The organism is Achromobacter sp. (assembly GCF_057314935.1).
The window spans coordinates 31,124-53,864 of sequence record NZ_DBHKZA010000010.1 but is presented as its reverse complement, the minus strand read 5'-3'; the positions used below and the strand labels follow the sequence as shown (position 1 = coordinate 53,864).

The 22,741-nt window shown below is 66.4% G+C and carries 21 protein-coding genes; 11 read left to right on the top strand and 10 right to left on the bottom strand.

The features are described 5' to 3' along the window. Positions 1-17 precede the first annotated feature (17 nt). On the top strand, positions 18-1,202 hold the full coding sequence (locus ACO6D5_RS05670; RefSeq protein WP_485824835.1) for a serine hydrolase domain-containing protein: 1,185 nt from the start codon (positions 18-20) through the stop codon (positions 1,200-1,202). Positions 1,203-1,211: 9 nt separating this feature from the next. Here the strand turns inward: ACO6D5_RS05670 and ACO6D5_RS05665 are convergent, their stop codons facing one another. From ACO6D5_RS05665 to ACO6D5_RS05650, 4 genes are all read right to left on the bottom strand, one after another. Then, on the bottom strand, positions 1,212-1,376 hold the full coding sequence (locus ACO6D5_RS05665; protein WP_088590680.1) for a hypothetical protein: 165 nt from the start codon (positions 1,374-1,376) through the stop codon (positions 1,212-1,214). A gap of 72 nt (positions 1,377-1,448) precedes the next feature. Continuing rightward, positions 1,449-2,399: a PDR/VanB family oxidoreductase gene (locus tag ACO6D5_RS05660; protein ID WP_485824834.1), complete on the bottom strand. Its 951-nt coding sequence runs from the start codon at positions 2,397-2,399 to the stop codon at positions 1,449-1,451. A gap of 1 nt (position 2,400) precedes the next feature. Further along, a complete protein-coding gene (locus ACO6D5_RS05655; protein ID WP_485824833.1) occupies positions 2,401-3,465 on the bottom strand; it encodes an aromatic ring-hydroxylating dioxygenase subunit alpha in 1,065 nt (354 codons plus the stop codon). 10 nt (positions 3,466-3,475) lie between these two features. Beyond that, positions 3,476-4,633, bottom strand: a complete 1,158-nt coding sequence (locus tag ACO6D5_RS05650; protein ID WP_485824832.1) for an ABC transporter substrate-binding protein — start codon at positions 4,631-4,633, stop codon at positions 3,476-3,478. Between the two features lie 79 nt (positions 4,634-4,712). On the opposite strand from ACO6D5_RS05650, the gene ACO6D5_RS05645 reads away from it, so the two are divergent. Beyond that, positions 4,713-5,663, top strand: a complete 951-nt coding sequence (locus ACO6D5_RS05645; protein WP_485824831.1) for a LysR family transcriptional regulator — start codon at positions 4,713-4,715, stop codon at positions 5,661-5,663. Here the strand turns inward: ACO6D5_RS05645 and ACO6D5_RS05640 are convergent. Both ACO6D5_RS05640 and ACO6D5_RS05635 read right to left on the bottom strand, forming a co-directional pair. Continuing rightward, positions 5,660-7,081, bottom strand: a complete 1,422-nt coding sequence (locus ACO6D5_RS05640; protein ID WP_485824830.1) for a tetratricopeptide repeat protein — start codon at positions 7,079-7,081, stop codon at positions 5,660-5,662. The genes ACO6D5_RS05645 and ACO6D5_RS05640 overlap by 4 nt on opposite strands. Positions 7,082-7,162: 81 nt before the next feature. Next, entirely contained in the window at positions 7,163-7,990 is an 828-nt protein-coding gene (locus ACO6D5_RS05635) for an alpha/beta hydrolase (RefSeq protein ID WP_485824829.1), read from the bottom strand. A 137-nt stretch (positions 7,991-8,127) separates the two neighbouring features. Here ACO6D5_RS05635 and ACO6D5_RS05630 point away from each other — a divergent pair, with 137 nt between their 5' ends. From ACO6D5_RS05630 to ACO6D5_RS05590, 9 genes are all read left to right on the top strand, one after another. Next, entirely contained in the window at positions 8,128-8,571 is a 444-nt protein-coding gene (locus tag ACO6D5_RS05630; protein ID WP_485824828.1) for a hypothetical protein, read from the top strand. Positions 8,572-8,690: 119 nt separating this feature from the next. Continuing rightward, entirely contained in the window at positions 8,691-9,392 is a 702-nt protein-coding gene (locus ACO6D5_RS05625) for a glutathione S-transferase N-terminal domain-containing protein (protein ID WP_315526188.1), read from the top strand. Positions 9,393-9,609: 217 nt separating this feature from the next. Beyond that, a complete protein-coding gene (locus ACO6D5_RS05620) occupies positions 9,610-10,959 on the top strand; it encodes a c-type cytochrome (RefSeq protein ID WP_485824827.1) in 1,350 nt (449 codons plus the stop codon). Continuing rightward, the gene (locus tag ACO6D5_RS05615) at positions 10,952-11,872 is read left to right on the top strand and encodes a c-type cytochrome (protein ID WP_485824826.1); all 921 of its coding nucleotides are present in this window, start codon (positions 10,952-10,954) and stop codon (positions 11,870-11,872) included. The genes ACO6D5_RS05620 and ACO6D5_RS05615 overlap by 8 nt, the downstream gene beginning before the upstream one ends. A gap of 46 nt (positions 11,873-11,918) precedes the next feature. Further along, positions 11,919-12,845: a LysR family transcriptional regulator gene (locus ACO6D5_RS05610; protein ID WP_485824825.1), complete on the top strand. Its 927-nt coding sequence runs from the start codon at positions 11,919-11,921 to the stop codon at positions 12,843-12,845. A 77-nt stretch (positions 12,846-12,922) separates the two neighbouring features. After that, positions 12,923-14,329 carry an FAD-dependent tricarballylate dehydrogenase TcuA gene (gene tcuA, locus ACO6D5_RS05605; protein ID WP_485824824.1) on the top strand — a complete coding sequence of 469 codons (1,407 nt, stop codon included), beginning with the start codon at positions 12,923-12,925 and terminating at the stop codon, positions 14,327-14,329. Next, complete coding sequence (gene tcuB / locus ACO6D5_RS05600; RefSeq protein WP_485824823.1) at positions 14,326-15,555, top strand: tricarballylate utilization 4Fe-4S protein TcuB; 1,230 nt, start codon at positions 14,326-14,328, stop codon at positions 15,553-15,555. Before tcuA ends, tcuB begins: the two co-directional genes overlap by 4 nt. A gap of 73 nt (positions 15,556-15,628) precedes the next feature. Continuing rightward, positions 15,629-16,606 carry a Bug family tripartite tricarboxylate transporter substrate binding protein gene (locus ACO6D5_RS05595; protein ID WP_485824822.1) on the top strand — a complete coding sequence of 326 codons (978 nt, stop codon included), beginning with the start codon at positions 15,629-15,631 and terminating at the stop codon, positions 16,604-16,606. A 63-nt stretch (positions 16,607-16,669) separates the two neighbouring features. Then, positions 16,670-17,260, top strand: coding sequence for a hypothetical protein (locus ACO6D5_RS05590; protein WP_485824821.1), 591 nt, complete (start codon positions 16,670-16,672; stop codon positions 17,258-17,260). 7 nt (positions 17,261-17,267) lie between these two features. Here ACO6D5_RS05590 and ACO6D5_RS05585 read toward each other — a convergent pair whose 3' ends face one another. The 4 genes from ACO6D5_RS05585 to ACO6D5_RS05570 form a co-directional block, all read right to left on the bottom strand. Beyond that, positions 17,268-19,715 carry a TonB-dependent siderophore receptor gene (locus tag ACO6D5_RS05585; RefSeq protein ID WP_485824820.1) on the bottom strand — a complete coding sequence of 816 codons (2,448 nt, stop codon included), beginning with the start codon at positions 19,713-19,715 and terminating at the stop codon, positions 17,268-17,270. A 105-nt stretch (positions 19,716-19,820) separates the two neighbouring features. Continuing rightward, positions 19,821-20,786 carry a DUF4880 domain-containing protein gene (locus ACO6D5_RS05580; RefSeq protein WP_485824819.1) on the bottom strand — a complete coding sequence of 322 codons (966 nt, stop codon included), beginning with the start codon at positions 20,784-20,786 and terminating at the stop codon, positions 19,821-19,823. Then, positions 20,783-21,295 carry a sigma-70 family RNA polymerase sigma factor gene (locus tag ACO6D5_RS05575; protein ID WP_315526215.1) on the bottom strand — a complete coding sequence of 171 codons (513 nt, stop codon included), beginning with the start codon at positions 21,293-21,295 and terminating at the stop codon, positions 20,783-20,785. The genes ACO6D5_RS05580 and ACO6D5_RS05575 overlap by 4 nt, the downstream gene beginning before the upstream one ends. 75 nt (positions 21,296-21,370) lie before the next feature. Further along, positions 21,371-22,741, bottom strand: a 1,371-nt coding sequence (locus tag ACO6D5_RS05570) for an aminotransferase-like domain-containing protein (RefSeq protein WP_485824818.1), incomplete at its 5' end; no start/stop codon positions are given.

Sequence of the window (22,741 nt, the reverse complement as noted above, 5' to 3'; positions counted from 1 at the left end):
CGCATCGCACCTTGCCCATGACCGACCTGTCTTTTCCTTCCGCCGCCATCGCCCAGCCTGCCATCCACCTGCCCCGCAGCGAAGACTTCCTGCTGTGGCCGCCGTGCCTGCAAGCTTATGGCTACCGCATCGTCGATCAGTTGTTCGCCACCCGCGGCGTGGCGCGTGGCTCGGTGACCCGCGAATTGGAGCGCGGCCCCGAAGCGCGCGTGCAGTACGAATCCGATGGCGTGCGGCGTGGGCTGCCGGAATTCATGGACCGCAACAACGTGGCCGGGCTGCTGGCGATGCGCGCAGGCCGGGTGGTGCTGGAACGCTACGGCCTGGGCCTGCAGCCGCACGACCGCTGGTCCACGATGTCCACCATCAAGTCGGTGACGTCGCTGCTGGTAGGCGCGGCCGTGCAGGACGGCGCCATCCACAGCATCGATGATCCCGTCACGCGCTACCTGCCCGCCATGCAGGGCTGCGCCTACGATCAGGTGACCGTGCGCCATCTGCTGACGATGTCGTCGGGCATGGAGTGGACCGAGGATTACACGGACAAGCAATCGGACGTGAACCGCTACAGCAAGTCGCTGGCGGACAAGGTGCCGGGGGGCGTGCTGGCGTTGTTGCGGGCGTGCCGGCGGCTGCATGCGCCGGGCGCCGTGTGGCACTACAACACGGGCGATACCTATCTGCTGGGTGCATTGCTTTCCGCCGCCACCGGCAGGACGCTGGCCGACTATCTGTCGCAGAAAATCTGGCAGCCCTACGGGATGGAGTTCGACGCCTTCTACACGCTGGAGTCCGAAGGGGGCCAGGAGATCGGCGGCAGCCGAGCCGGGATGACGTTGCGGGATCTGGGCCGGGTGGGGCAATTCGTGCTGGACGACGGCGTGATCGGTGGCCAGCGGGTGCTGCCCGAAGGCTGGATTGATCAGGCGGGCGCCGTGGCCCACAGGGTGCCCGAGGCCTTTCATTCGGCCAGCCGCCAGGCGCTGGGGCTGACGGCGTACGGCTATAGCTGGTGGCTGCGCGACGACGGCGCGATGATGGCCATGGGGCATTCCGGCCAGCGCATCTACATCGACCGCCGCCACGCGCTGGTGGTGGTGCAGCTGGCAGCCTACCCGGAACCGCGCTACGCCAGCGCGAACGAACCGGATCGCGACGCGGAGCTGAACAGCGTGATCGCGGCAATCCGGGACGGGGCTTGATCGGGTGGCCTAGCGGCCGGTATCCGGGTAATTGGGCCCGGCATCGTGGAAGCCGCCGCTGCTGTAGGGATTGACGGCGCCCGGGTGGGGCGGGCCCCCGTTGCCAGAGGCGCAGCCGCCAAGCAGGAAAGCGGCGGCAAGCAGGGCGATCAGGTGCTTGAACGGGGAATTCATGACGGTCTCCTGCGGCTGCCCCTCAGCAGGCGCGTAGCGTGCAGCGTATGAAGACGATTATAGGGCGCAGCGCTAGATGTCCAACTCCAGCGTGCCGCAGCCGCGGGATACACAAACCATTATGCTGCGGTTGCCGGCGCGCTCCTCATCGCTCAGCACATAGTCGCGGTGATCTACCTTGCCGGACAGCACGCCCGCTTCACAGCTGCGGCAAAGCCCTTCACGGCAGGCATGCGGCCAGGCGACGCCAGCTGCCTCCAGCACATCCAGCACCGATTCTCCGGCGGACACCTCGTAGCGCCCGCCGCTTCGGGCCAGCACGACGGTGAACGCCGAATCGCGGGCGTCGGCATGCGCTGCAGGTGCGGAAAAGCGTTCAACATGCAGCTTCTCTTCGGGTATGCGCTGGCGTTCGCAGGCCCGCGCGACCGCATCCATCAAGGGCCCGGGCCCGCAGCAATAGACATGGGAAGCCATCTGCAGGGTATTGGACAGATGCCTGTCCAGATCGCAACGCGCGCCGCTTTGCTCGTCGTCGAAGTGCAAGTGGACGCGATCGCCGTAGGCGGCTAGCTCGCTCAGGAAAGCAGCGTGCTTGCGGCTTCGCGCGCAGTACAGCAGCGTCCAGGGTTCCCGTCGTTGTTCGCAGGCGAGGATCATGCTGAGGATGGGAGTGATGCCGATGCCGCCCGCAATGAAATGGTGTGCGGCGGCCGGCGCGTGCAGTCCGAAAAGCTGGCGCGGGACGCCGACGTTCAGCACGTCGCCTTCGCGCAACGCCTCGTGGATATGGCGCGACCCCCCACGCGAATCGGCGGCTAGTCCGACGGCCAGCCGGTAGGCGCCCCGATCGGCTGGATCGCCGCACAACGAATACTGCCGAATAAGGCCGTTGCCCAGATCCACGTCGACGTGGGCGCCCGCGGCATAGGCGGGCAGGTCGGCGGCGTCGGGGCTGCGCAGTTCCAATCCCCGCACGCCGTCGGCCTCACGCGTAATGCGGGTGATGATCAGCGGCACCATGTCAGGCCACTTCCCGTGACGGAGAAATCGGAATGACGGCGGGCTGCTGCTGCTCTTGCTCCAGCAGCCGTGACACGGCCCAGCGGAATTGCGACAGCGCGGCGTCGATGGACAGCGGCACCATCTTGAAGTCCGGCGCCAGCGACAAGGAGCGTTGCTGCGCGGTGATGATGTCGCGGTCTTCGTCGAACGCGGCGACTACGCTTTGATGAATGGACGCGGTCACCTCGGGCTGATCGATCGCGAAATTGTGCGGGTGCGCGAAGAAATAGTGGGTCGAGTTTTCCGTTTCCGGTGTCAATGCCTGACAGCCTCGGAATTCGGCGGCATCCACGCGTTTGCCTTCCTGCGCGCCGGTGCCGGTGGGCGCCATGCCGGAATCCATCAGCAGGATGCCGGGAATGGTGAAGTTGTAGATGTTCCAGCGGTCGACCCGGCCGGGCCACTGCTTGACCTTGGTGGCGAACGCGGGCGCCTCCGTGTCGATGGTCCAGCGTGTGATGCGCACGCCGTCGGCCAGCCGCTCCACCTTGGGCGACACCGCCGCGTAGTCTTCGCTGCCGCCAAGCGTCGTGGGGTGGACGAACGGCAGATGCGAGAAGTCCAGCAGGTTGTCGGCGATCAGCAGGTAGTTGACGTCATAGTGAATGTAGCCGTCCTGGCTGCGCCAGTCGGGATGGTCCAGCCACTGCGTGTCCGGAATCAGCGACCTGTCGGCGCGCTCCGGGTCGCCCATCCAGATCCAGATCCAGCGGTGCCGTTCTTCGACGGGAAAGGTCCGCACGCGGGCCTGCGGCGGGATGCGGGGCTGGGCGGGCGCTTCCACGCACGCGCCGGTCGCGTCGAATTTCAGGCCGTGGTACAGGCAGCGCACGCAGTCGCCTTCGCGCCGCCCCACGGACAGCGGTGCGCCTCGGTGGCAGCAGCGGTCCTCCAACGCTACCAGCCGGCCGGCGCTATCTCGATACATCAGCACCGGGACGCCGATGATGGTGCGCGAGAAGAGCCCCTCCGTGCGGACTTCGTTGTCCCAGGCGGCCACATACCAGGTGTTTTTGACGAACATGATCCTGCTCCTATTGCACGTAGCGCCAAGCGCCGTTTTTGATCTGGACCATGACGGCGGCGCGCGCGTCGTATCCGACGTGGTCGTTGGGTGACATGGTGGATACGCCTTGCGACGTCACGACGTCGCGCGTGCCCTCCAACGCGTCCCGCAAAGCGGACCTGAATTCGGCGGTGCCGGGCTTTGCCGTGCCCATTGCGGTCTTCAACGCATGTTGGAGCACGATGCTGGCATCCCAGGCATTGGCGGCGAAGACCGACATGGAATCCTTGCCGTAGGCGGCCTCGTAGCGTTGAGTCAGGTCGGTGGCGACCGCGCGGATCGGGTTGGCGGGGTCCAGCTGGCTGGCGACCACCACCGGGCCGACGGCGAAGACCGCGCCTTCGGCATCCTTGCCGGTGATGCGCAGGAACTCGCGGTTGGCGATGCCATAGGTTTGATAGATCCCCCCTTGATAGCCGCGTTCGCGTAGCGACTTCTGGGGCAGGGCGCCGGGCGTACCGGAGGCCGCCACCAACACGGCGTCAGGGCGTGCGCCCAGCAGTTTCAAGGTCTGCGCGGTGACGCTGGTGTCGGTTTTCACGTAACGCTCTGCCGCCACCACCTTGATGCCGGCGGGTTCGGCTTGCGCGCGCGTTTCAGCCAACCAGCTATCGCCATAGGCATCTGCAAAGCCGATGTAGCCCAACGTCTTGACGCCTTGGGCTTTCATGTGGGCAAGCGTGGCGGCGACCATGAGGTTTTCGTTCTGGATGGCCTTGAACACCCAGCGCCGTTGCGGGTCCATCGGCTCTACGATCTTGACGCTGGCAGCCAGGCTGAGCAGCGGCACCTGCTTTTCCAGCGCGATGGGCACCAGCGCCAAGGTCGAAGGCGTGACCGAGGTGCCCAGGATCACGTCCACCTTGTGTTCGTCGACCAGGCGGCGAAAGGCGCGGGAGGCTTGGGTCGTATCGGAGGCATCGTCCAGGACGATGTAGCGGATCGCCTCGCCGGCGAGTTCGCGGGGCAGCAGGTCGATGGCATTTTTCGCCGGCACGCCCAGCGACGCCGCGGGTCCGGTCAGGGATAGGACGACGCCGACGTTGATGTCGGCGATAGCGGGGCTACAGGAAAGCAGGGCGCAGGAAAACAGCGCCCCTGAGATGAGGCGATTTTGGGGGTTCAAGATTTGTCTCCTTGTCGGAACGCCGATCTGCGCGGCGCTTGACAGCAAGATAGGCAGACGCCGAATATGCGTCAATGTCATGGGTCTAATACTGGAAATGCACGTCATGCATAACGAGAAGTTCGACCTGAATCTGCTGGCGGTTTTTGACAGCCTGCTGCGCGAACGCAGCGTGACGCGCGCGGGCGAACAGCTGGGCCTGTCGCAAAGCGCCATGAGCCACGCAGTCAACCGGCTGCGGTCGTTTTTCGACGACCCGTTGTTCGTGAAGACGGGGCAGGGCATGCAACCCACCCCTAAATCAGAAAGCCTGGCGCCGACCGTGCTGGATCTGATGGCGACGATCAGGGCGCAGGTGCTGTCTCAGGCGCAGTTCGACCCTGCGGTCGCCAGACGCGCTTTCACGCTGTGCATGACCGACATGGGCGAGCTGGTCTTCCTGCCGCCCCTGATAAAGCGCCTGCGCAAGCTGGCGCCGCATTGCACGCTGCGGTCCAGGCAGGTGCCCGTGGCGCAGATCGAACCCCTGCTGGCATCCGGGGAAGTCGATTTGGTGCTGGGGTCGCTGCGGGCCGCGCCGTCCGGCTTGTTCCAGCAGCAGCTGTTCATGCACAAGTTCGTCACGTTGGTCAGCGTCAAGAACACAGAGGTAGGGGACACGATGACGCTGGAGCAGTTCCAGCGGATGCCGCAGATCGTCGTGACGCTGGCGGGAAGGTCGTCCGAAGCCTACGACAGCGCGATTGAAGAGCAGGGGATCAAACGCAACATCTACCTGTCAACGCCGCATTTCCTGGTGGTGCCGCTGCTGATCGACCAGCACCCTGACCTGATCGCGACCGTGCCCCACGAATTGGGCAACGTGTTCGCCGGCTACGGATCGGTCCGGGTGCTTGAGCCCCCGATGCCTTTGCCGTCTTTCGCGTTGCGGCAGCATTGGCATCCGCGCTTTCATCAAGATCCCGCCATCGTCTGGCTACGGGAATTGGTGAAAGAGACCTTCGATACGTATCCGGTGATCCCGGACTAACCGGACTTGCCCGTGCCGTCGCGGGAAGCGGCTGCCTGGGTTTTCGGTTTGCTCCACGGCCGGTCGCAGCGCTGCCGATAGCCTTCCACGGCGGGGGAACTGGTCGCTTGGAAGTACGGATGCGGATATCCGACCTGGCGCATCGCGTCAAACATGCGCCGGCCCCACACGCACTGCGCTTGCGCTTGATCCCACAGCCGCGCCGCCCGTTCCGGCTGGCCGTGCCGCCACAGCGTCAGGCCATAGTCGGCCACGATTTCTTCGTTGCGCGGAATGTCGCGGTAGGACTCGTGCATCAGGCGCAGGCCTTCGTCCGTGTCGCCTCGCAGCGCCAGGATCCAACCCAGCGTTCCCTGGTTGTACGGGTTGGTGCCGGTGCGGCGGATGGACTCGCGCACCTGCGCTTCGGCCTGCGGCAAAAAGCCGGGAAAGTCCGCCAGGTAATAGGCGATTTCGTTGGCCAGATCCGGTTCGTCGGGCTGCCGTGCGCGGCCGCGTCTGGCTTGGCGTTGCTGCAGCACCTGCGTGTCGGCCAGCGCAAGATCCGGCATGCCCAGCAGGCGTTCCAGGTTCAGGCGGTCTTGCAGCACGGCCTTCGTGGGGCGTTTTAGCGATTCCGGGAAGCGCCATTGGCGAGCGCGCTGTATCCATTGCCGGGCTTGGTCTTGCTGGCCGACCATCAACAGCAGGTGGGCCAGGTCCAGTTGTTGTTGCGGGGTGTCGGCGCAGCGCATGGTGCTGATCAATTGCTTGGCGCCGTCCACGTCCTTCTGCGCGAACTTGAGATTGAGGGCGTCCAGCTCGGCAAAGCATGCCGCGTTGTCGGTGACCGCGCCGTCGATCGACAGGGACAGGGGGCTGGCGGGCACGTCGTGGCTGAAGTAGGCCGTGGCGCCCTGGCGGGTGGTGTAGCCCAGGTCGACCCACTGTTCGCCCCAGCGTTGGCGCAGCGTCAGGATGTACGGCCAGGCTGGCAGCGGCGTGTTGTCGCCACTGGAATTCAGTTGGAAGAAGTGGCCCCACGCGCCGTCGCCGACGCGACGGATCAGCGTGAAGTCGGTGGCGGCGTGCGGCTGCTCGGTCCAGACCCAGGCGGTGCGGCCTTGCGCGTCGGTGACGCCGTGCAGGATGCCGTCGTTGCTGGGGGTGTTCTGGATTGCGTCGTTCTTGCCGGTCAGGAACAGGCGGTACGGCGTGTTGGGGGCGAGCGCGATGGACCGTCTGTCGGGCAAGGCCAGCGTCAGGCTGCGGCCGTGCGTGCCCACGCCATATTGGGGCATACCGGCAGGCGGCGACGTCGAACGGACGACGGATTTTTCAGGCGCGGCGGTGTCGGCGGCGTGGACGCCCGGCGTCAGCAGCCACAGGGCGGCGGCGAACGCGAGCGCGGTAATCGGAGTGTGCTGCAAAGGCGTCATGGGGACTGCGTGGGGGCCGCGGGAAGGGTCGCGTGGCCGGATTGTGCACGACAACGCGTGCCGGGGCGAATCTGCTTGACGCTATCGACGCAGCTGCGCCTCGATGAACGCGCGGATCGCGCGCGTTTCGTCGTTGTCGGCGCCCACGTCGGCGTTGATCTGGGCGTGGTTGCGCGCAATGCTCACCAGTTCCGCCTGGCCGCCGTGCGCTTTCAGCAGATCGGCATAACGCTGCGATCGGCGGCAGGGATCGGGGCGTAGCGTCGAACACACGAACAGGGCGGGCGGCTGCGGGCCGCGTAGTTGCGCGGCCGGTGATGCCGCCGCCCATTGCGCGGGGTCGGCGCCAAAGGCCTCGTCATAGAAGGGGGCGTGCGGGCGGGGCATGACGTCCAGCAGGTCGAAGCCTGCTCCGTCCAGGACGACGCTGGCCAGCCAGGGACGCGCGCCCGTGCGTTGCCGCATGGCTTCGTCGGCGGCCAGCAGCGTCAGCAGGTGGCCGCCGGAGGAATGCCCCATGACGATGATCCGGTCCGGGTCGGCGCCCCAGGTTTGGGCGCGCTGGCCGATCCACGCCAATGCGCGGCCCAGGTCCTCGGCCTGCGCTTCAGGGCGAGCCTGCGGCAGCAATCGCGTGTTCACCGACACGATGACATAGCCTTGCGGCAACCAGTGGGTCAGCTTGTTCTGGACGACCTCGGGCGCGGCCTTGTCGCCGGTCTTCCACGACCCGCCATGGACGATGACAAGCACCGGGGCGCCGCCGGAGGCCGGAGTTCCGGGCAGATAGACGTCGGCGATCTGGGCGGCATCCGGCCCGTAGCGCTGGTCCATCAACGGGGCGGCCGATGCCGGCCCGAGCAGGGTGGCGGTCAGGAACAAGGCTGGCAGCAGGCGGGGCGCGAGCATGGACGTCCGGGGCAGGAAGATGGGGTGCCGCTCACTGTAGCCCGGGACGGGCGGCTGTGCCGCGGGCAGCGCCGGCGGGCGGCCTGTGGCATGCTGCGGCCGGTCCTCTTTCCCGCGCAACAACGTCCCTTCCGCAAATGCGAACTTTCCTGCTACGTCTGTGTGACCTGCTGCTGCTGGCTGCCGCCGCGGCGTCTTTCGGCGCCTGCCTGACCTCGATCCTGACGACCGACGCCTACGGCTGGGTGGTCCCCGACGCGCCATACCTGTACGGGCCCCGCGACTTCTACGCCGACGCCATCATGGCAGGGCTGGCCGGGTTGATCGGGCTGATGCTGGCCGAACGCTTCCAGGTGGTGCGCCGGCTGCGCGGCGGGCGGTTGGCGGCAACCCTGGCCGCCGCGCTCCTCGCGCTCTATCTGGCGCCGCCCGCGCCCCTGGTGTTCGGCAATACCTGGGCGCCGGGCGAGGCGACGCGGGAGCTGTTCCTGGCGCAGTGGCGCCTCGTGTTGCCCATCGCGCTGGCGGTGGTGGCGCTGCGGGGCGTGCTTTGGCGTCTGTGCGCGCCGCGAGCGGGCTAGGACAGCCAGCGTTCAGCCGGGTTGGCAACCCGGGAATATCGCGGAAATCGCCGTATTTGCGCTAGGATTACCGCGCAAATCCCCGCTGCAAATTTCCGCTCCCCTGGAGAACCCCTCGCATGACCTCCCTTGATTCGTTTGCCATCACCAAGAAGTGGCCCGCCGCGCATCCCGACCGCATCCAGCTGTATTCGCTGCCCACGCCCAATGGCGTGAAAGTGTCGATCCTGCTGGAAGAGCTGGGGCTGCCCTATGAGCCGCACCGCGTCAGTTTCGATACGCAGGACCAGTTCTCGCCCGAATTCCTGTCGCTCAGCCCGAACAATAAGATTCCCGCCATCCTGGATCCCAATGGCCCGGACGGCAAGCCGCTGGCGCTGTTCGAATCCGGCGCCATCCTGGTCTATCTGGCCAGCAAGACGGGCCAGTTCATTCCGGCCGATACGGCGGGGCGCTACGAGACGCTGCAGTGGGTCATGTTCCAGATGGGCGGCATCGGCCCCATGTTCGGTCAGTTGGGCTTCTTCCACCGGTTCGCCGGCAAGGACTACGAAGACAAGCGTCCGCGCGACCGCTACGTGGCCGAATCCAAGCGCCTCTTGGGCGTGCTGGACCAGCGCCTGGAAGGCCGCGACTGGGTCATGGGCGATGAATACACCATTGCCGACATCGCCATCCTGCCCTGGGTGCGCAACCTGGTCGGCTTCTACGATGCCGGCGACCTGGTCGGGTTCTCGCAGTTCAAGAACGTGGCCCGCGTGCTGGAAGCCTTCGTGGCGCGTCCGGCCGTGGTGAAGGGCCTGACGATTCCTGCTGCCTGACGGCAGGCGGATCGCTGCGGCCGCCTACTCCGGTGGCCGCGGCATGGCTCCTTTACGGGCCGCCTGACGCGGGTTTGCGAGAGATCAAACAAGCCCGCAGAAGTTATGCTTTTCGGTCATAAGCTTATTACTGAAAAGCGTAAGCTTCCTCCATAAGCTGGACAGGCCGTACGAACTCCCCGACGTGCACGCTGCCCAGCGGATACGGAGGGTAGTAATGAGGAAGTTCGGGATCAAGGCGGTGGCCGGCCTGCTGGTGGCCGCAGGCCTGGCAATCGGCGGTGCGCAGCTGCTGACCGCGAATCGCAAGGTGGACACGGCGGCATCGGTCGACATCCAGGACCGGCGGCTGATCGAGGCCGGCGCCTACATCGCGCGCACGGGCGATTGCGTGGCCTGTCACAGCGTGCCCGGCGGCAAGCCCTTCGCGGGCGGCCTGGCGATGCAGACGCCGGTCGGCACGATCTATTCGTCGAATATCACGCCCGACAAGCAGTCGGGCATCGGCAACTACGGTTACGCCGATTTCAAGAACGCGGTGCAGCTGGGCATTCGCAAGGACGGCACGCCCCTGTACCCGGCCATGCCGTATCCGTCATACGCCATCATGCCGGATGCGGATGTCCAGGCGCTGTATGCGTACTTCATGTCGCAAGTCGAGCCCGTCAGCCAGCCCAGCGCCGATTCCACCATCCCCTGGCCGCTGAACATGCGCTGGCCCATGGCTTGGTGGCAACTGCTGTTCGCCGGCAAGCGCGACTTCGCGGCACTGGCCGGCGCCGATGAAAAACTGGTGCGCGGCGCCTACCTGGTGGAAGGTCCCGGCCACTGCGGCGCCTGCCATACCCCGCGTGGCCTGGCCTATCAGGAAAAGGCGCTGTCGCTGGCGGACGGTGATGCCTTCCTGTCGGGCGCCGTCATCGACGGCTGGCGCGCCAAGAGCCTGCGCGGCGAAGCGCAAGGCCTGCAGTCCTGGAGCACCGAAGAGATCGTGATGTTCCTGAAGACGGGCCGCACCGACCGTGTCGCCGCGTTTGGCGCGATGGCCGATGTGGTCGAGCACAGCACGCGCTACTTCACGGACGTCGACCTGGCCAGCATCGCGGCCTATCTGAAGCAGTTGCCCCCGGTAGCGGGCAAGCTTGCGGCGTTCCCGCCCAAGACCGACAGCACCACCGCGGCCTTGCGCGACGGCCGTTACGATACGCGCGGGGCGGTCATCTACATGGAGCAATGCGTGGTCTGCCATCGGGCGGACGGGCAGGGCATGCCGCGCATTTTCCCCGCGCTGGCGGGCAATTCGGCGGTGTACGCGCAGAACCCGCAGTCCATCATCCAGATCACGCTCGAAGGCGGCAAGATGCCGGCCAACGACACGGACGCGATGGCGTTCGCGATGCCCGGCTTCAAGCACTTGAGCAATCAGGACGTCACCGACGTCATCAATTTCATCCGCACGGCATGGACGAACCAGGCGCCGCCGATCGCCGACGACGATGTCGCGCATATCCGCGATTTCCTGGCCAGCAAAAATCCCAACATCGTCGCCGGAGGCAAGCATGAGTAAGCACACCCGAATCGCCACGCTGTTGGCGCTTGCCGTCGCCGCCGGCGGTTGGATGGCCGCAAGCGCCGCGCCCGATACGCCGGCGCCGGGCGCGCAGGCCGGCGCCCGCAACACCTATGCGGTGATCGCCAAGGATGGCAAACGCCTGCCCGACTACACGATTCCGTCGGACACGCAGATCGCCGGCGAACCCAACGCGGACCAGATCAACTACGGCAAGCGCCTCTTGAACGAAACCCGCCGCCTGCTGCCGCAGAACACGGGGGCCAGCATGAACTGCAACAGTTGCCACGTGCAGGAAGGCAAGAAGCCGATGGGCGCGCCCTACATCAACACGGTCAATTCCTTCCCGCAGTTCAACCCGCGCGCGAACCGCGTGGTGTCGCTGGAAGACCGCATCAACGGCTGCTTCATGCGGTCGATGAACGGCAAGCCGCTAGAGAAGGATTCTGCCGAAATGAAGGCGATGATTGCCTACATGAAGTGGCTGGCCCAGGACGTGCCGCATGGCGCAAAGGTGCAGATCGAAAACGCCTGGCCGATCGATACCAAGCTCGTGCCTGATCCGGTGCGGGGCAAAGGCCTGTATGCGGCGCAGTGCGCGGCCTGCCACGGCGCAAACGGCGAAGGCAAGAAGGATCGCGCCGGCGACATCGTGTTCCCGCCGTTGTGGGGCGACGAATCGTTCAACATCGGGGCCGGCCTGGCGCGCACCTACAAGGCTGCGGCATTCATCCGCAACAGCATGCCGATGGGCGTGAATACGCACGGCAACTGGGGCGAGGGCGACGTGCTGTCCGACCAGGACGCCGTGGACGTGGCCGAATACTTCACCCATATGCCGCGTCCGGACTTCGCCGGCAAGGAGAAGGATTTCCCCAACGGCAAGAAACCGAAGGACTCGCGCTACTGAGCTTCTACAATCGGCCCTGTCATTCTTCCAGGAACCCGGGGCCGCCATGGAACTCCGCCAGTTGCGTTACTTCGTCCGTGTCGTCGAGGCGGGCAGCATCGGCCGGGCGGCCATGTCCCTGGGCATGGTCACCTCGGCCCTCAGCCAGCAGATCAGCCGGCTGGAAGGCGAACTCTCGACCCGCCTGCTGCAGCGCAGCGCCAGCGGCGTCGTGCCGACGGACGCCGGGCTGGCGTTCTTCCGCCAGGCCCAGCTGGCCCTGCGCCACGCCGACGATGCCGTGACGGCCGCCCAGCAGGCGCGGTTGGCCGGGCACGTCAGCGTCGGCTTGCCGTCCACCACGGCGGCCATTCTGGGCGCCCCGTTCCTGCAAGCCATGAACGAGCGCTATCCCGACATCCGCCTGCATCTGGTCGAGGCGCTGTCGGGCCACCTTGCCGACATGCTCAATGGCCGCCTGCTGGATCTGGCCATCGTGTTCCACGCCGAGTCCGCGCGGCGCTGGAGCATCATGCCGCTGCTGGACGAACCGCTGTACCTGTGCGCCCGGCGCGACATGCCGGGCGTGCCCGATGGCGACACGACGCGGCTGGACGCCATTGCGCATCTGCCGCTGGTGCTGCCCAGCGGCCGCCACGGCTTGCGCGCGCTGGTCAACAACGCGTTCCAGCAAATGGGGCAGACGCCGCGCGTGGTGGCTGAAGTCGACGGCCTGTCGTTGTTGATGGACGTGGTGCAGCTGGGCAACGCCGCCACCATCCAGCCCAGTTCGGCCACGGCACGCATCGCGCCCGGCCAACTGCACATGGCGCGCCTCGACGACGCGCACCTGTTCCGCCCCAATCTGCTGGCCAGCCTGTCCGACGATGAGCTCTCGCCTGCCGGCTTGGCCGCCCGCCTGGTGCTGGCCGACGTGTCGCGCACGCTGGCGCGCGACGGCAAATGGGCGGTGGTGGCCCTTCACGAATCGTGAACACCCGTTGACGCCCGCCTGATATCGCAACCGCCACTCGCTGGGTACAGTCGGTCCCTTGATTCGGGGACGATGGCATGGTGGACGTCTTGGTGGTGGGAGGGGGAAATGCGGCGCTGTGCGCGGCCCTGATGGCGCGCGAGGCCGGCGCAAGCGTGATGCTGCTGGAGGCGGCGCCGCGCGAATGGCGTGGCGGCAATTCGCAGCACACGCGCAACCTGCGCTGCATGCACGATGCGCCGCAGGACGTGCTGACCGACGCTTATCCCGAAGAGGAATACTGGCAGGACCTGCTGAAGGTCACCGGCGGGCTGACCAATGAGCATCTGGCGCGTCTGGTCATCCGCGAATCGGCGACTTGCCGCGACTGGATGCGCCGCCATGGCGTGAACTTCCAGCCGCCGCTGTCGGGCGCGTTGCATGTGGCGCGCACCAACGCTTTCTTCATGGGCGGCGGCAAGGCGCTGGTGAACGCCTATTACCGCAGCGCCGAGGCGCTGGGCGTGCAGATCCGCTACAACGCCCCGGTCGACGCGCTGGAGCTTGAAGACGGCCGTTTCAAGGCGGCGCGCATCGGCGACGAACGCATCGAGGCGCGCGCCTGTGTGCTGGCCGCGGGCGGCTTCGAGTCCAACCGGCAATGGCTGCGCGAAGCATGGGGCCAGAACGAGCGCGGTGAATGGCCGGCAGACAATTTCCTGATCCGTGGCACGCGCTTCAACATGGGTGTGCTGTTGAAATTCATGCTGGACGCGGGCGCCGATAGTATCGGCGACCCGTCCCAATCGCATTGCGTGGCAATCGATGCGCGCGCGCCGCTGTACGACGGCGGCATCTGTACCCGCATCGATTGCGTATCGCTGGGCGTGGTGGTCAACCGCGACGCCGTGCGCTTCTACGACGAAGGCGAGGACTTCTGGCCCAAGCGCTACGCCATCTGGGGGCGCCTGACCGCCATGCAGCCCGGTCAGATCGCCTATTCCATCATCGATGCCAAGGCCATCGGCCGTTTCATGCCGCCGGTGTTTCCGGGGGTGCAGGCCGATACCCTGCCCGAACTGGCCGAAAAGCTGGGCCTGGACCCGGCCACGTTCGCGCGGACCCTGGCAGATTACAACGCGTCCTGCCGGGTCGGCACGTTCGACCACACCGCGCTGGACGATTGCCATACCGAGGGCGTCACGCCCGCCAAGACGCACTGGGCGCGGCCCATCGACACCGCGCCGTTCTACGGTTACGCGCTGCGCCCGGGCATCACGTTTACCTACCTGGGCCTGAAAGTGGATGACACCGCCGCGGTCCGGTTCAACGACGTGCCCAGCGACAACCTGTTCGTGGCCGGCGAAATGATGGCCGGCAACGTGCTGGGCAAGGGCTACACGGCCGGGGTGGGCATGTCCATCGGCACGGCGTTCGGCCGCATTGCCGGCACCCGGGCCGCCGCGGCCGCGCGCGCCCAGACCCTTGCGAAGAGCACCCCATGAAGCAGCTTGAAGCCCTGGCCCGCGAGGCGCAGTCTTTCTCCACACCGCATGCCGAGGCCGCGTCCGCCATGACCGAGCAGCCGGTACGCTGGCTGGGCAAGCAGGCAAAGCCCCAACCGGACCTGCTGACCGACGACGAAACCGAAGTCGCCCGCGTCATGCAGATCTGCAACGCCTGCCGCTATTGCGAAGGCTTCTGTGCCGTGTTCCCGGCCATGACCCGCCGCCTGGAATTCGGCAAGGCCGACCTGAACTACCTGGCCAACCTGTGCCACAACTGCGGCGCCTGTCTGCACGCCTGCCAGTACGCGCCGCCGCATGAATTCGCGGTGAACGTGCCGCAGGCCATGGCCCGCGTCCGGGTGCAGACCTATACCGACTATGCCTGGCCCGCCGCCCTGGGCGCGCTGTACAAGCGCAACGGCCTGGCCTTGTCCTTGGCCACGGCAGGTGGCCTGGCGCTGTTCCTGGTGCTGGCGGTGCTGATGGCGGGTGGCCTGTTCCACGCGCCGATGGCGGGTAACTTCTACGCCGTGTTCCCGCACAACACGCTGGCGCTGATGTTTGGCGTGGTGTTTGGTTTTTCGATGCTGGCGCTGGGCGTAGGGGTCACACGTTTCTGGCGCGACGTCAGTCCGGGGGCGGCGTCCGGCGCCGCGGTGGCGGAAGCGGCGCACGACGCGCTGCGCCTGCGCTATCTGGACGGCGGGCACGGCAAAGGCTGCAACAACGCGGATGACGCCTTCACCCTGTGGCGCCGACGCTTCCACCACTTCACGTTCTACGGCTTCATGCTGTGTTTCGCGGCCACCTGCGTGGCGACGCTCTACCACTACCTGTTGGGCCAGCAGGCGCCATATCCGTTCTGGAGCGCGCCGGTGCTGTTGGGCACGGCGGGCGGCATCGGCCTTCTGATCGGGCCGGCGGGCCTGCTGTGGCTGAACGTCAAGCGGCACCCGCAACAAGGCGACGCGGCGCAAAAGCCGATGGACCGCGGCTTCATCCTGCTGCTGTTCCTGACCAGCGCCACGGGCCTGGCATTGCTGGCCGGACGCGACGGCAGTGCGATGGCCTTGCTGCTGGCGATACACCTGGGGGTGGTGATGGCGCTGTTCCTGACGCTGCCCTACGGCAAGTTCGCGCACGGCATCTACCGGTCTGCGGCGCTGCTCAAGTGGTCCATTGAAAAGCGCCAGCCCAACAAGCTGCAACTGGGGTCCGATTGACCGGACCCGTCCCGCGCGGGCATGACGGCGTCCTTTGAAGGCGCCGCATTCAACAACAACCCAGGAGACTTCCATGTTCCGTACCCGACTGCTGGCGCGCGTTGCGCTGGCCGCCTGTCTGTCGCCGGCATTGCCGGCGGCGCACGCGCAATCCTTCCCCACCAAGCCCATCACGCTCGTGGTGCCGCATTCAGCTGGCGGCACGTCCGACATCCTGGCAAGAACGGTCGCGGCTGAAGCCGCCAAGACGCTGGGCCAGACCATCGTCATCGACAACAAGGGCGGGGCCAACGGCACCATCGCCGCCAAGCAGGTGGCGTCCTCCGCGCCGGACGGCTACACGCTGCTGCTGGCCACCGCCAGCACGCACGGCATCAATCCTTCGCTGTACTCGCGCATTTCTTACGATGCGGTGAAGGACTTCAAGCCCGTCACGCTGTTGGCGACCGTGCCGAACGTGCTGGTCATCGGCCCCAATGTCAAAGCCGCCAATGTGCAGGAACTGATCGCGTACATCCGTTCGCAGGGCGACAAGACCAACATGGGATCGGCGGGCGCCGGCACACCGGGCCATCTGGCCGGCGAGATGTTCAAGAGCGCGGCCAAGCTGCAGTTCACGCACGTGCCGTACAAGGGCGGCAGCCCGGCCATCACCGATCTGATCGGCGGCCAGATCGATTTCATGTTCACCACCATTCCCGGCGTGTTGCCGCACGTGAAGGCGGGCACCTTGCGCGCGTTGGCCGTGACCTCGCCCCAGCGGTCGCCGGCCATGCCCGACGTGCCGACCATGGCCGAGTCCGGTTTGCCCGGCTTCCAGGCGGTATCTTGGCACGGCATCGTGGCGCCCGCGGGCACGCCGGACGCGGTGGTCGCCACGCTGAATGCGGCGCTGGGCGGCGCCTTGGCCGCGCCGGCCGTCAAGCAACGCCTGATGGAAGAGGGCGCGCAGGCATCCAGCGTGCACACGGCGGCATTCGGCACGTTCATCCAGTCGGAAATCGCGACGTGGGCGCAAGCCGTCAAGGACTCGGGCGCGACGGCGAACTGAGGACAGGCGGGCTTGCATGCGGCCCACCTCGGGCCGTGACTGCTGCATGCTAGGATTCCCGGCATGCTGACGACCTTGCTGTTTTCACTGCTGGCGGCCGCCCCGGGCGGCGGCACCACGTTCGACCTGCCCTGCCACTACGCCCAGAAAGATGCCGGCGGAATGATCGAATCCGCCGAGCATTGCGCCCGCGTGGAGGGCGATGGACTGGTGTTCCAGCCCGACATCCTGCGCGTGATGGATTTCAACGACGATGGCTTGTCGCCGGTGTTCGCACACCGTTCCTGGCACTGGGTACGGCCGGACGGCAAGTCGGTGCCGGTGCTGACCTACGACAACTTCGCCGACGACTTCGAAGCCGGCCTCACGCGCGGGCCGTGGTCCGGCGGCATGGCCTACTACGACACCGATCTGAACCGCGTGCTGACCACGCCGTTTGAATGGGTCGACCGCTACAGCGGCGGCCTGGCCGTGGTGTGCGAAGGCTGCCGCAAGACGTTCACGCCGGACGGCGAACACAGCTTCATGTCGGGCGGCGAGTGGGGCGCGATCGACCGTCAGGGCCGGCTTGTCCTGCCGCTGCGGCCGGACGCGGCGTCCCTGCTGCGCGAGGTCGAGGCGGCGCGCACTGCCGCCCCGTCCACGGCACGATAAACCGGGCCTAGAATTTGTACCGCAACTGCGCCAGCATGTTGCGAGGGGCGCCGTAGTAGACAGAGTTGTAGGTGCCGATGCCAGAGTAATAGGTCTTGTCCAGCACGTTGTTCACGTTCACCGTCAGCCGAAGATCCTTATTGAAATCGTAGGCGGCCATCAACCCCAGGACGCCATAGCCGTCCTGGATGAAGCGGCGGCTGGCGCCGTTTACGGTCTGCGCAAAATAAGTCCCGCTTTGCCAGTGCACGTTGCCGCCCACCGTCAGCCGGTGCCAATCCCCTGGCATGCGGTAGGTTGTGGCAAGTTTGAACATCTGTTCGGGTTGCGTGGTGCTGACACGTTCACCGGCACGGTCTCGCGACCGGCTGTAGGTGTAGCCGGCATGGAGCTGCCAGCCAGGCAGCAGCTCTCCTGAAACTTCCAGCTCGATGCCGCGCGTGGTCACCCCGGGCACCGCCACGTAGGCCACGCTGCCGTTAGGAAGCGTGGCACCGCTGGGATCCAGCTCCGCCACGTTTTCCTGCTTGAGCTGGAAGAGGGCGATGCTGGTATTCAGCTTGCCATCCCAATACTCGCCTTTGGCCCCCACTTCCATGCTCTTTCCGGTCAACGGATCCAGCTGTCGATTGCTCGCATCGAAATTGAAGGCTTGCGGCTTGAAGACATCTGTGTAGCTGGCGTAGACCGTGTGATGGGCATCCACGTCGAACGTCACCCCCGCATAGGGAATGAACTTGTCGTCCACCGTCGTGCCGTAGCCGGCGCGCGATCCGCTGCTGAACGCGGATTTCTGCTCCCAGCTGTAGTCGGTCAACCGTCCGCCCAGGATCACCGCGAAGCTGTCCGTGGGCCGGAGCACCGTCGCGCCGTAGAGGATCTTCTGCGACGCCTCGACGTCAAAGTCCAGCAAGTGCTTGTAGACGGTGGGTTTGAAGCTGTTGTTGTCCCAATTGAAGGCGTCGGGGATTCGCAGGTCGCTTAGCCCGTCGTCGCGCGCCGATGTCGAATGGGTGCGCGCGGCGTTGTAACCGAAGACCAGATCGTGCCGTCTGCCCAGCAACGAGAACATGCCGGATGCCTGCACGTCGATGCTGTTCTCGCGCGAGTCCGTGTCGAACAGGCTGGCCTGGCCCAAGCTGTGGCTGATGCTGTGCGTGTCGACGTCGATGAACGAACTGCCCATGCCGGCCATGAGTTCGCGCGACTGATAGCCCCGATGCCCCGCAGCGACCTTCAATTGCCAGTCGTTCTCGAACGTATGGGTGATGTCGGCGAAATAGCGCGTGGTTTCATGCGTGCGCCACGTCCACTTGTCGGCCGGGTTCGTCGAACGCGGAAAGCTGGCCTGGGTGCCGTCCGTGTAGAACGCGGGCAGATGGATGTTGGACGACGCGTTGTTCTTGTTCTTTTGATATTCGATGCCCAGCGATGCCGTGGTGCGCGGCGTGATGTCGGCTTCCAGGATGCCGTACAGCACGTCTTCGCGCGTCTTCGTGTAGTCGATGAAACTGTTGGCGTCGTTGACCGCCGCGACCATGCGGCCTCGGATCCGGCCGTTCTCGGCAAGCGGGCCGCTCAGGTCGAGTTCGCCGCGATACTGGTCCCACGACCCCGCGCCGGCGGTGACGCTGCCTTGGAATTCCCGGGTGGGCCGCTTGCGGATCAGGTTGATGACGCCGGACGGATACCCCGCGCCGTTGACCAGGCCCGTTGCGCCTTTCAGGATCTCGACCCGGTCATAGATGACCGAACTGGTGATGCTGTAGTTGTCGCGCACGTTGCCGCCGTCGCTGGACAGGCTGGGCAGGCCGTCGAACTGGAAGTTCTGCAACTGGAAGCCGCGCGAATAGAAGCTGTAGCCTTCCGAATTTCCGCGTGCGACCACGATGCCTGGCGCTTGCTCCAGCGCGCCGGCCACCGTGGTGATGCCTTGGTCGTCCATCTGTTGACGCGTGATGACCGTCACGGACTGCGGCGTTTCTCGCAGCGACAGCCGCAAGCGCGTGGCGGAAGCGGACTCGGGCACGGTGTAGGAGCCCGTGCCTTCGCTGGCTGGAATCACGGTGGAGCCGGTGACCAGCACTGGCTCCAACGACGTGACCGCGCCCGCTGGCGGCAACGGTCGCACCGTCAGCGCGCCGGCCCGCGTCACGACCAGTTCCAGCCCCGTGCCGGCCAGGGCCTGCCGCGCCGCCGCTTCGGCGTCCAGCGCGCCGCGTACCGGCGCGGCTTGCTTGCCCGAGACCAGTTCGGCGCTGGCCGAGATGGTGCGGCCGCTTTGCAGCGATATCCGGCTCAGGGTGTCGTGTAGCGGTGCGGCGGGAAGGTCGAAAGCCAGGACGGCTTGCTGTGCGGCAGCGGGCAAGTCCTGGGCATGTGCGGGCTGCATCAGCAGGCTGGCGCCGAGGGCGCCTGCGACAAGCGCGGCGCCACGGGTCAAGGGGAAATTCATGGTTGAGGAGGTCCGGCAGAAAGAGGATTTCGGTTGCGTCATCAGTCATGACGGATCCCTGCCTGCAATCCCCTCATTACCGGGAAAAAATGTTTCGCCGCCGCTTCAGGCCACGTCCACCACCGTCAACCAGGGCCCGTAGCGTTGCACGCGGATCGGCAGCGTCTCGGCCATCGCCTGCAAGGTCCGGCGCGGGTCGTCCAGTGGGAAGACGCCGAAAACCCGCAGCGCGGCGGCTTGGGACGACAGGCGGATCAGGCCGGGCTGGTAGGCGCGCAGTTGCGTGATGACCTCGTCCAGGCGGGCGTCGCGCACGCTCAGGATCCCGTTGCGCCAACTTGCGTCGGCCGCGTCGTCGCGTGCCCAGGCATGGTCCATGTCGAACGCCGCCGAACTGGCGGGGGGCACCGCCAGCGTCCGGCCATGCGCGGTACGCAACGTCAGCGCGTTCTCGATGGCGCTGGCGACCGCATAGGCGTCGAATTGGTTGACGGCCAGGCGCGACGGGCCTGCCGCCACATCGCCATAGCGGGTCCGTACGATAAACGGCCTGAGGTCGGGCTTTGTCTCGGCATACAAGCCGCCCTGACGCAGCACGATGGTGCGCTGCGTGTCGTCAAACCTGACGTCGGCGGCGGAACGGGCGTTCAGGGTCAGCAGGCTGCCATCTTCCAGCGTATAGGTATGGCGTTCGCCCATGCGGGTGGAGTAGGTGGCGGAAAGGCCCGCCAGCGGAACATAGCGGTCGGTGACCAGCGCGCCAATGCCGACCCCACCCATCAACATGGCCAGCTTCAGCACGCGTCTGCGGTCCAGGCCGCTGGTCTGCAGCAGGGCGGCGCGGGCGGCGCGCGCGGGGCCAGGCGCATCCGCCGAGGCGCCACGCAAGCGCGACAGCGGCTGGCGCATCAGGCCATCGACGTCGGCCCACGCGCGTGCGTGTTCGGGATGGCTGGCCAGCCAGTGTTCAAAACGCTGGCGGTCTTGATCGGACGCCTGTCCCGAGGTCAACAGCACGATCCAGTCGACCGCCCGTTCCATCAACACGTCGTCGGCGGAGGGCGCACTCATGCGGCGCCGGATCCGCGGCGCGCGGCCAGGCAGTGCAGGTAGGCGCGCTTCACATGCCGTTCCACCGTCGCGAGCGACAGGCCCAGGGCCTGGGCGATGGCGGGGTGCGTCAAGCCGTCCAGCCGATTCAGCAGGAAGGCGTGCTTGACCGGCACGGGCAGGCCGTCCAGCAAGCTGTCTATTTCCATGACGGCTTGCTTCAGCATGGCCAGGGTCTCGGGCGAGGCGGCGACGGGTTCTTGTTCGTGCGCCAACGCTTGCAGGTAGCGCGCTTCAACATCGCGGGCGCGCCATAGATCGATTGTCAGGCGTCGCGCCAGCGTCAGCAGGTAGGCGCGGGGCTCGGCGATGGGCGTGGCGGCGGGCGACGTCAGCACCCGGCAGAACGTGTCTTGCGTCAGGTCGGCGGCGTCGGCGCGGTTGTTCACGCGCCGGTTCAACCAGCCCAGCAGCCAATCGTGGTGTTCCGCGTAAAGCCGTTGGACGTTCTGGTACGCGGGGGAGTCCATGGACGGGCGAGGAAATGGGTGTTGATGGGAATAACACTCATTTATAACTTGGAACGCCCTTCTAGACAATCGCGGCTATCCGCTCGCCAACAGTTTGCCCAGCGTCGCCATCCCCTGTTCCAGGTCCACGCTCCATGGGTGGCCGTGGTTCAGCCGCAGGAAATTCCCGAACGCGCCCGACGACGAGAACAGGGGGCCCGGCGCGATGCTGATGCCATGGTCCAGCGCGGCGCGGTGCACTTTCAGCGTGTCGATATGCGCGGGCAGTTCCACCCACACGAAGTAGCCGCCCGACGGCCGGGTCGCGCGCGTGCCTTTGGGAAAATAGCGGGCCACGGCTTGCAGCAGTTCGCCCTGCTGCAACGCCAGCGCCTGCCGGAATTGGCGCAGGTGGCGGTCGAAGCCGCCTTTTTCCAGGTAGGCCGCGATGGCGGCTTGCGTGGGGGCGGCGGTGGCCAGGCTGGTGGTCAGCTTATTGCGCATGATCTTGCGCGTGTAGCGCCCGGCCGCTACCCAGCCCACGCGATAGCCTGGCGCCAGCGTCTTCGAAAAAGACGAGCAGTGCATCACGATGCCTTCCTTGTCGAACGCTTTGGCCGGGCGTGGCCGCGTTTCGCCGAAGTAGAGTTCGCCGTAGACGTCGTCTTCGATCAGCGCCACGCCATGCTTGGTCAACAGCTTGACCAGCGCTTCCTTCTTGCTGTCGGGCATCAGGCTGCCCAACGGATTCTGGAAAGTCGTCATCAGCCAGCAGGCGCGCGGGCGGTGCTGCAGGATGGCCTGCTCCAGTGCCTGCAGGTCGATGCCTTCGCGCGGATGCGTGGCGACTTCGATGGCGTGCAGTTGATTGCGTTCCAGCGATTGCAGCGCGGCGTAGAACGTGGGGGATTCCACGATCACCGCGTCGCCCGGGTTCGTGACCGCTGCCAGGCTCAGGTTCAGCGCGTCGAGCGCGCCGTTGGTGATGATGATGTCGTCCACCGGCACGGACACGCCGTCGGCCAGGTAGCGCAGCGCGATGGCGCGGCGCAGCGCGGGGTCGCCGGGGCTGAGGTCGTCGATCGAGCCCCACGGATCCAGCCGCTGCACGGTGGACGCCATGAACTTGGCCAACCGTCCGTAGGGCAGCAGCGACGGGCTGGGGAAGGCCGAGCCGAAGGGGATCATGTCGCGGCGCAAGGTGGCGTTCAGCACCTGCAGCACGTTGTCGCTGACGTCCACGGGGTGGCGCCCCGCGCTGGCGGCCGACAGCGCGTCGGGTTCGGGCAGGGCGCCATGCGGGTCGCGCAGCACGTAATAGCCCGAGCGGTCGCGCGCGCGGATCAGCCCGCGCGCTTCCAGCAGGTAATAGGCCTTGAACACCGTAGACGGGCTGACCCCGCGGCTGGTGCTGGTCTGCCGCACCGAGGGCAAGCGGTCGCCCACTTGCAGCAGGCCCGATCGGAT

Excerpts from the sequence above, each read along its gene's own strand:
- ACO6D5_RS05620 (WP_485824827.1), top strand. The coding sequence starts at position 9,610 with ATGAGGAAGTTCGGGATCAAGGCGGTGGCCGGCCTGCTGGTGGCCGCA.
- ACO6D5_RS05610 (WP_485824825.1), top strand. The coding sequence starts at position 11,919 with ATGGAACTCCGCCAGTTGCGTTACTTCGTCCGTGTCGTCGAGGCGGGC.
- ACO6D5_RS05585 (WP_485824820.1), bottom strand. The coding sequence starts at position 19,715 with ATGAATTTCCCCTTGACCCGTGGCGCCGCGCTTGTCGCAGGCGCCCTC.
- ACO6D5_RS05665 (WP_088590680.1), bottom strand. The coding sequence starts at position 1,376 with ATGAATTCCCCGTTCAAGCACCTGATCGCCCTGCTTGCCGCCGCTTTC.
- ACO6D5_RS05580 (WP_485824819.1), bottom strand. The coding sequence starts at position 20,786 with ATGAGTGCGCCCTCCGCCGACGACGTGTTGATGGAACGGGCGGTCGAC.
- ACO6D5_RS05640 (WP_485824830.1), bottom strand. The coding sequence starts at position 7,081 with ATGACGCCTTTGCAGCACACTCCGATTACCGCGCTCGCGTTCGCCGCC.
- ACO6D5_RS05645 (WP_485824831.1), top strand. The coding sequence starts at position 4,713 with ATGGGTCTAATACTGGAAATGCACGTCATGCATAACGAGAAGTTCGAC.
- ACO6D5_RS05655 (WP_485824833.1), bottom strand. The coding sequence starts at position 3,465 with ATGTTCGTCAAAAACACCTGGTATGTGGCCGCCTGGGACAACGAAGTC.
- ACO6D5_RS05625 (WP_315526188.1), top strand. The coding sequence starts at position 8,691 with ATGACCTCCCTTGATTCGTTTGCCATCACCAAGAAGTGGCCCGCCGCG.
- ACO6D5_RS05635 (WP_485824829.1), bottom strand. The coding sequence starts at position 7,990 with ATGCTCGCGCCCCGCCTGCTGCCAGCCTTGTTCCTGACCGCCACCCTG.
- ACO6D5_RS05590 (WP_485824821.1), top strand. The coding sequence starts at position 16,670 with ATGCTGACGACCTTGCTGTTTTCACTGCTGGCGGCCGCCCCGGGCGGC.
- ACO6D5_RS05630 (WP_485824828.1), top strand. The coding sequence starts at position 8,128 with ATGCGAACTTTCCTGCTACGTCTGTGTGACCTGCTGCTGCTGGCTGCC.
- ACO6D5_RS05615 (WP_485824826.1), top strand. The coding sequence starts at position 10,952 with ATGAGTAAGCACACCCGAATCGCCACGCTGTTGGCGCTTGCCGTCGCC.
- tcuA (WP_485824824.1), top strand. The coding sequence starts at position 12,923 with ATGGTGGACGTCTTGGTGGTGGGAGGGGGAAATGCGGCGCTGTGCGCG.
- ACO6D5_RS05670 (WP_485824835.1), top strand. The coding sequence starts at position 18 with ATGACCGACCTGTCTTTTCCTTCCGCCGCCATCGCCCAGCCTGCCATC.
- ACO6D5_RS05595 (WP_485824822.1), top strand. The coding sequence starts at position 15,629 with ATGTTCCGTACCCGACTGCTGGCGCGCGTTGCGCTGGCCGCCTGTCTG.
- ACO6D5_RS05660 (WP_485824834.1), bottom strand. The coding sequence starts at position 2,399 with ATGGTGCCGCTGATCATCACCCGCATTACGCGTGAGGCCGACGGCGTG.
- tcuB (WP_485824823.1), top strand. The coding sequence starts at position 14,326 with ATGAAGCAGCTTGAAGCCCTGGCCCGCGAGGCGCAGTCTTTCTCCACA.
- ACO6D5_RS05575 (WP_315526215.1), bottom strand. The coding sequence starts at position 21,295 with ATGGACTCCCCCGCGTACCAGAACGTCCAACGGCTTTACGCGGAACAC.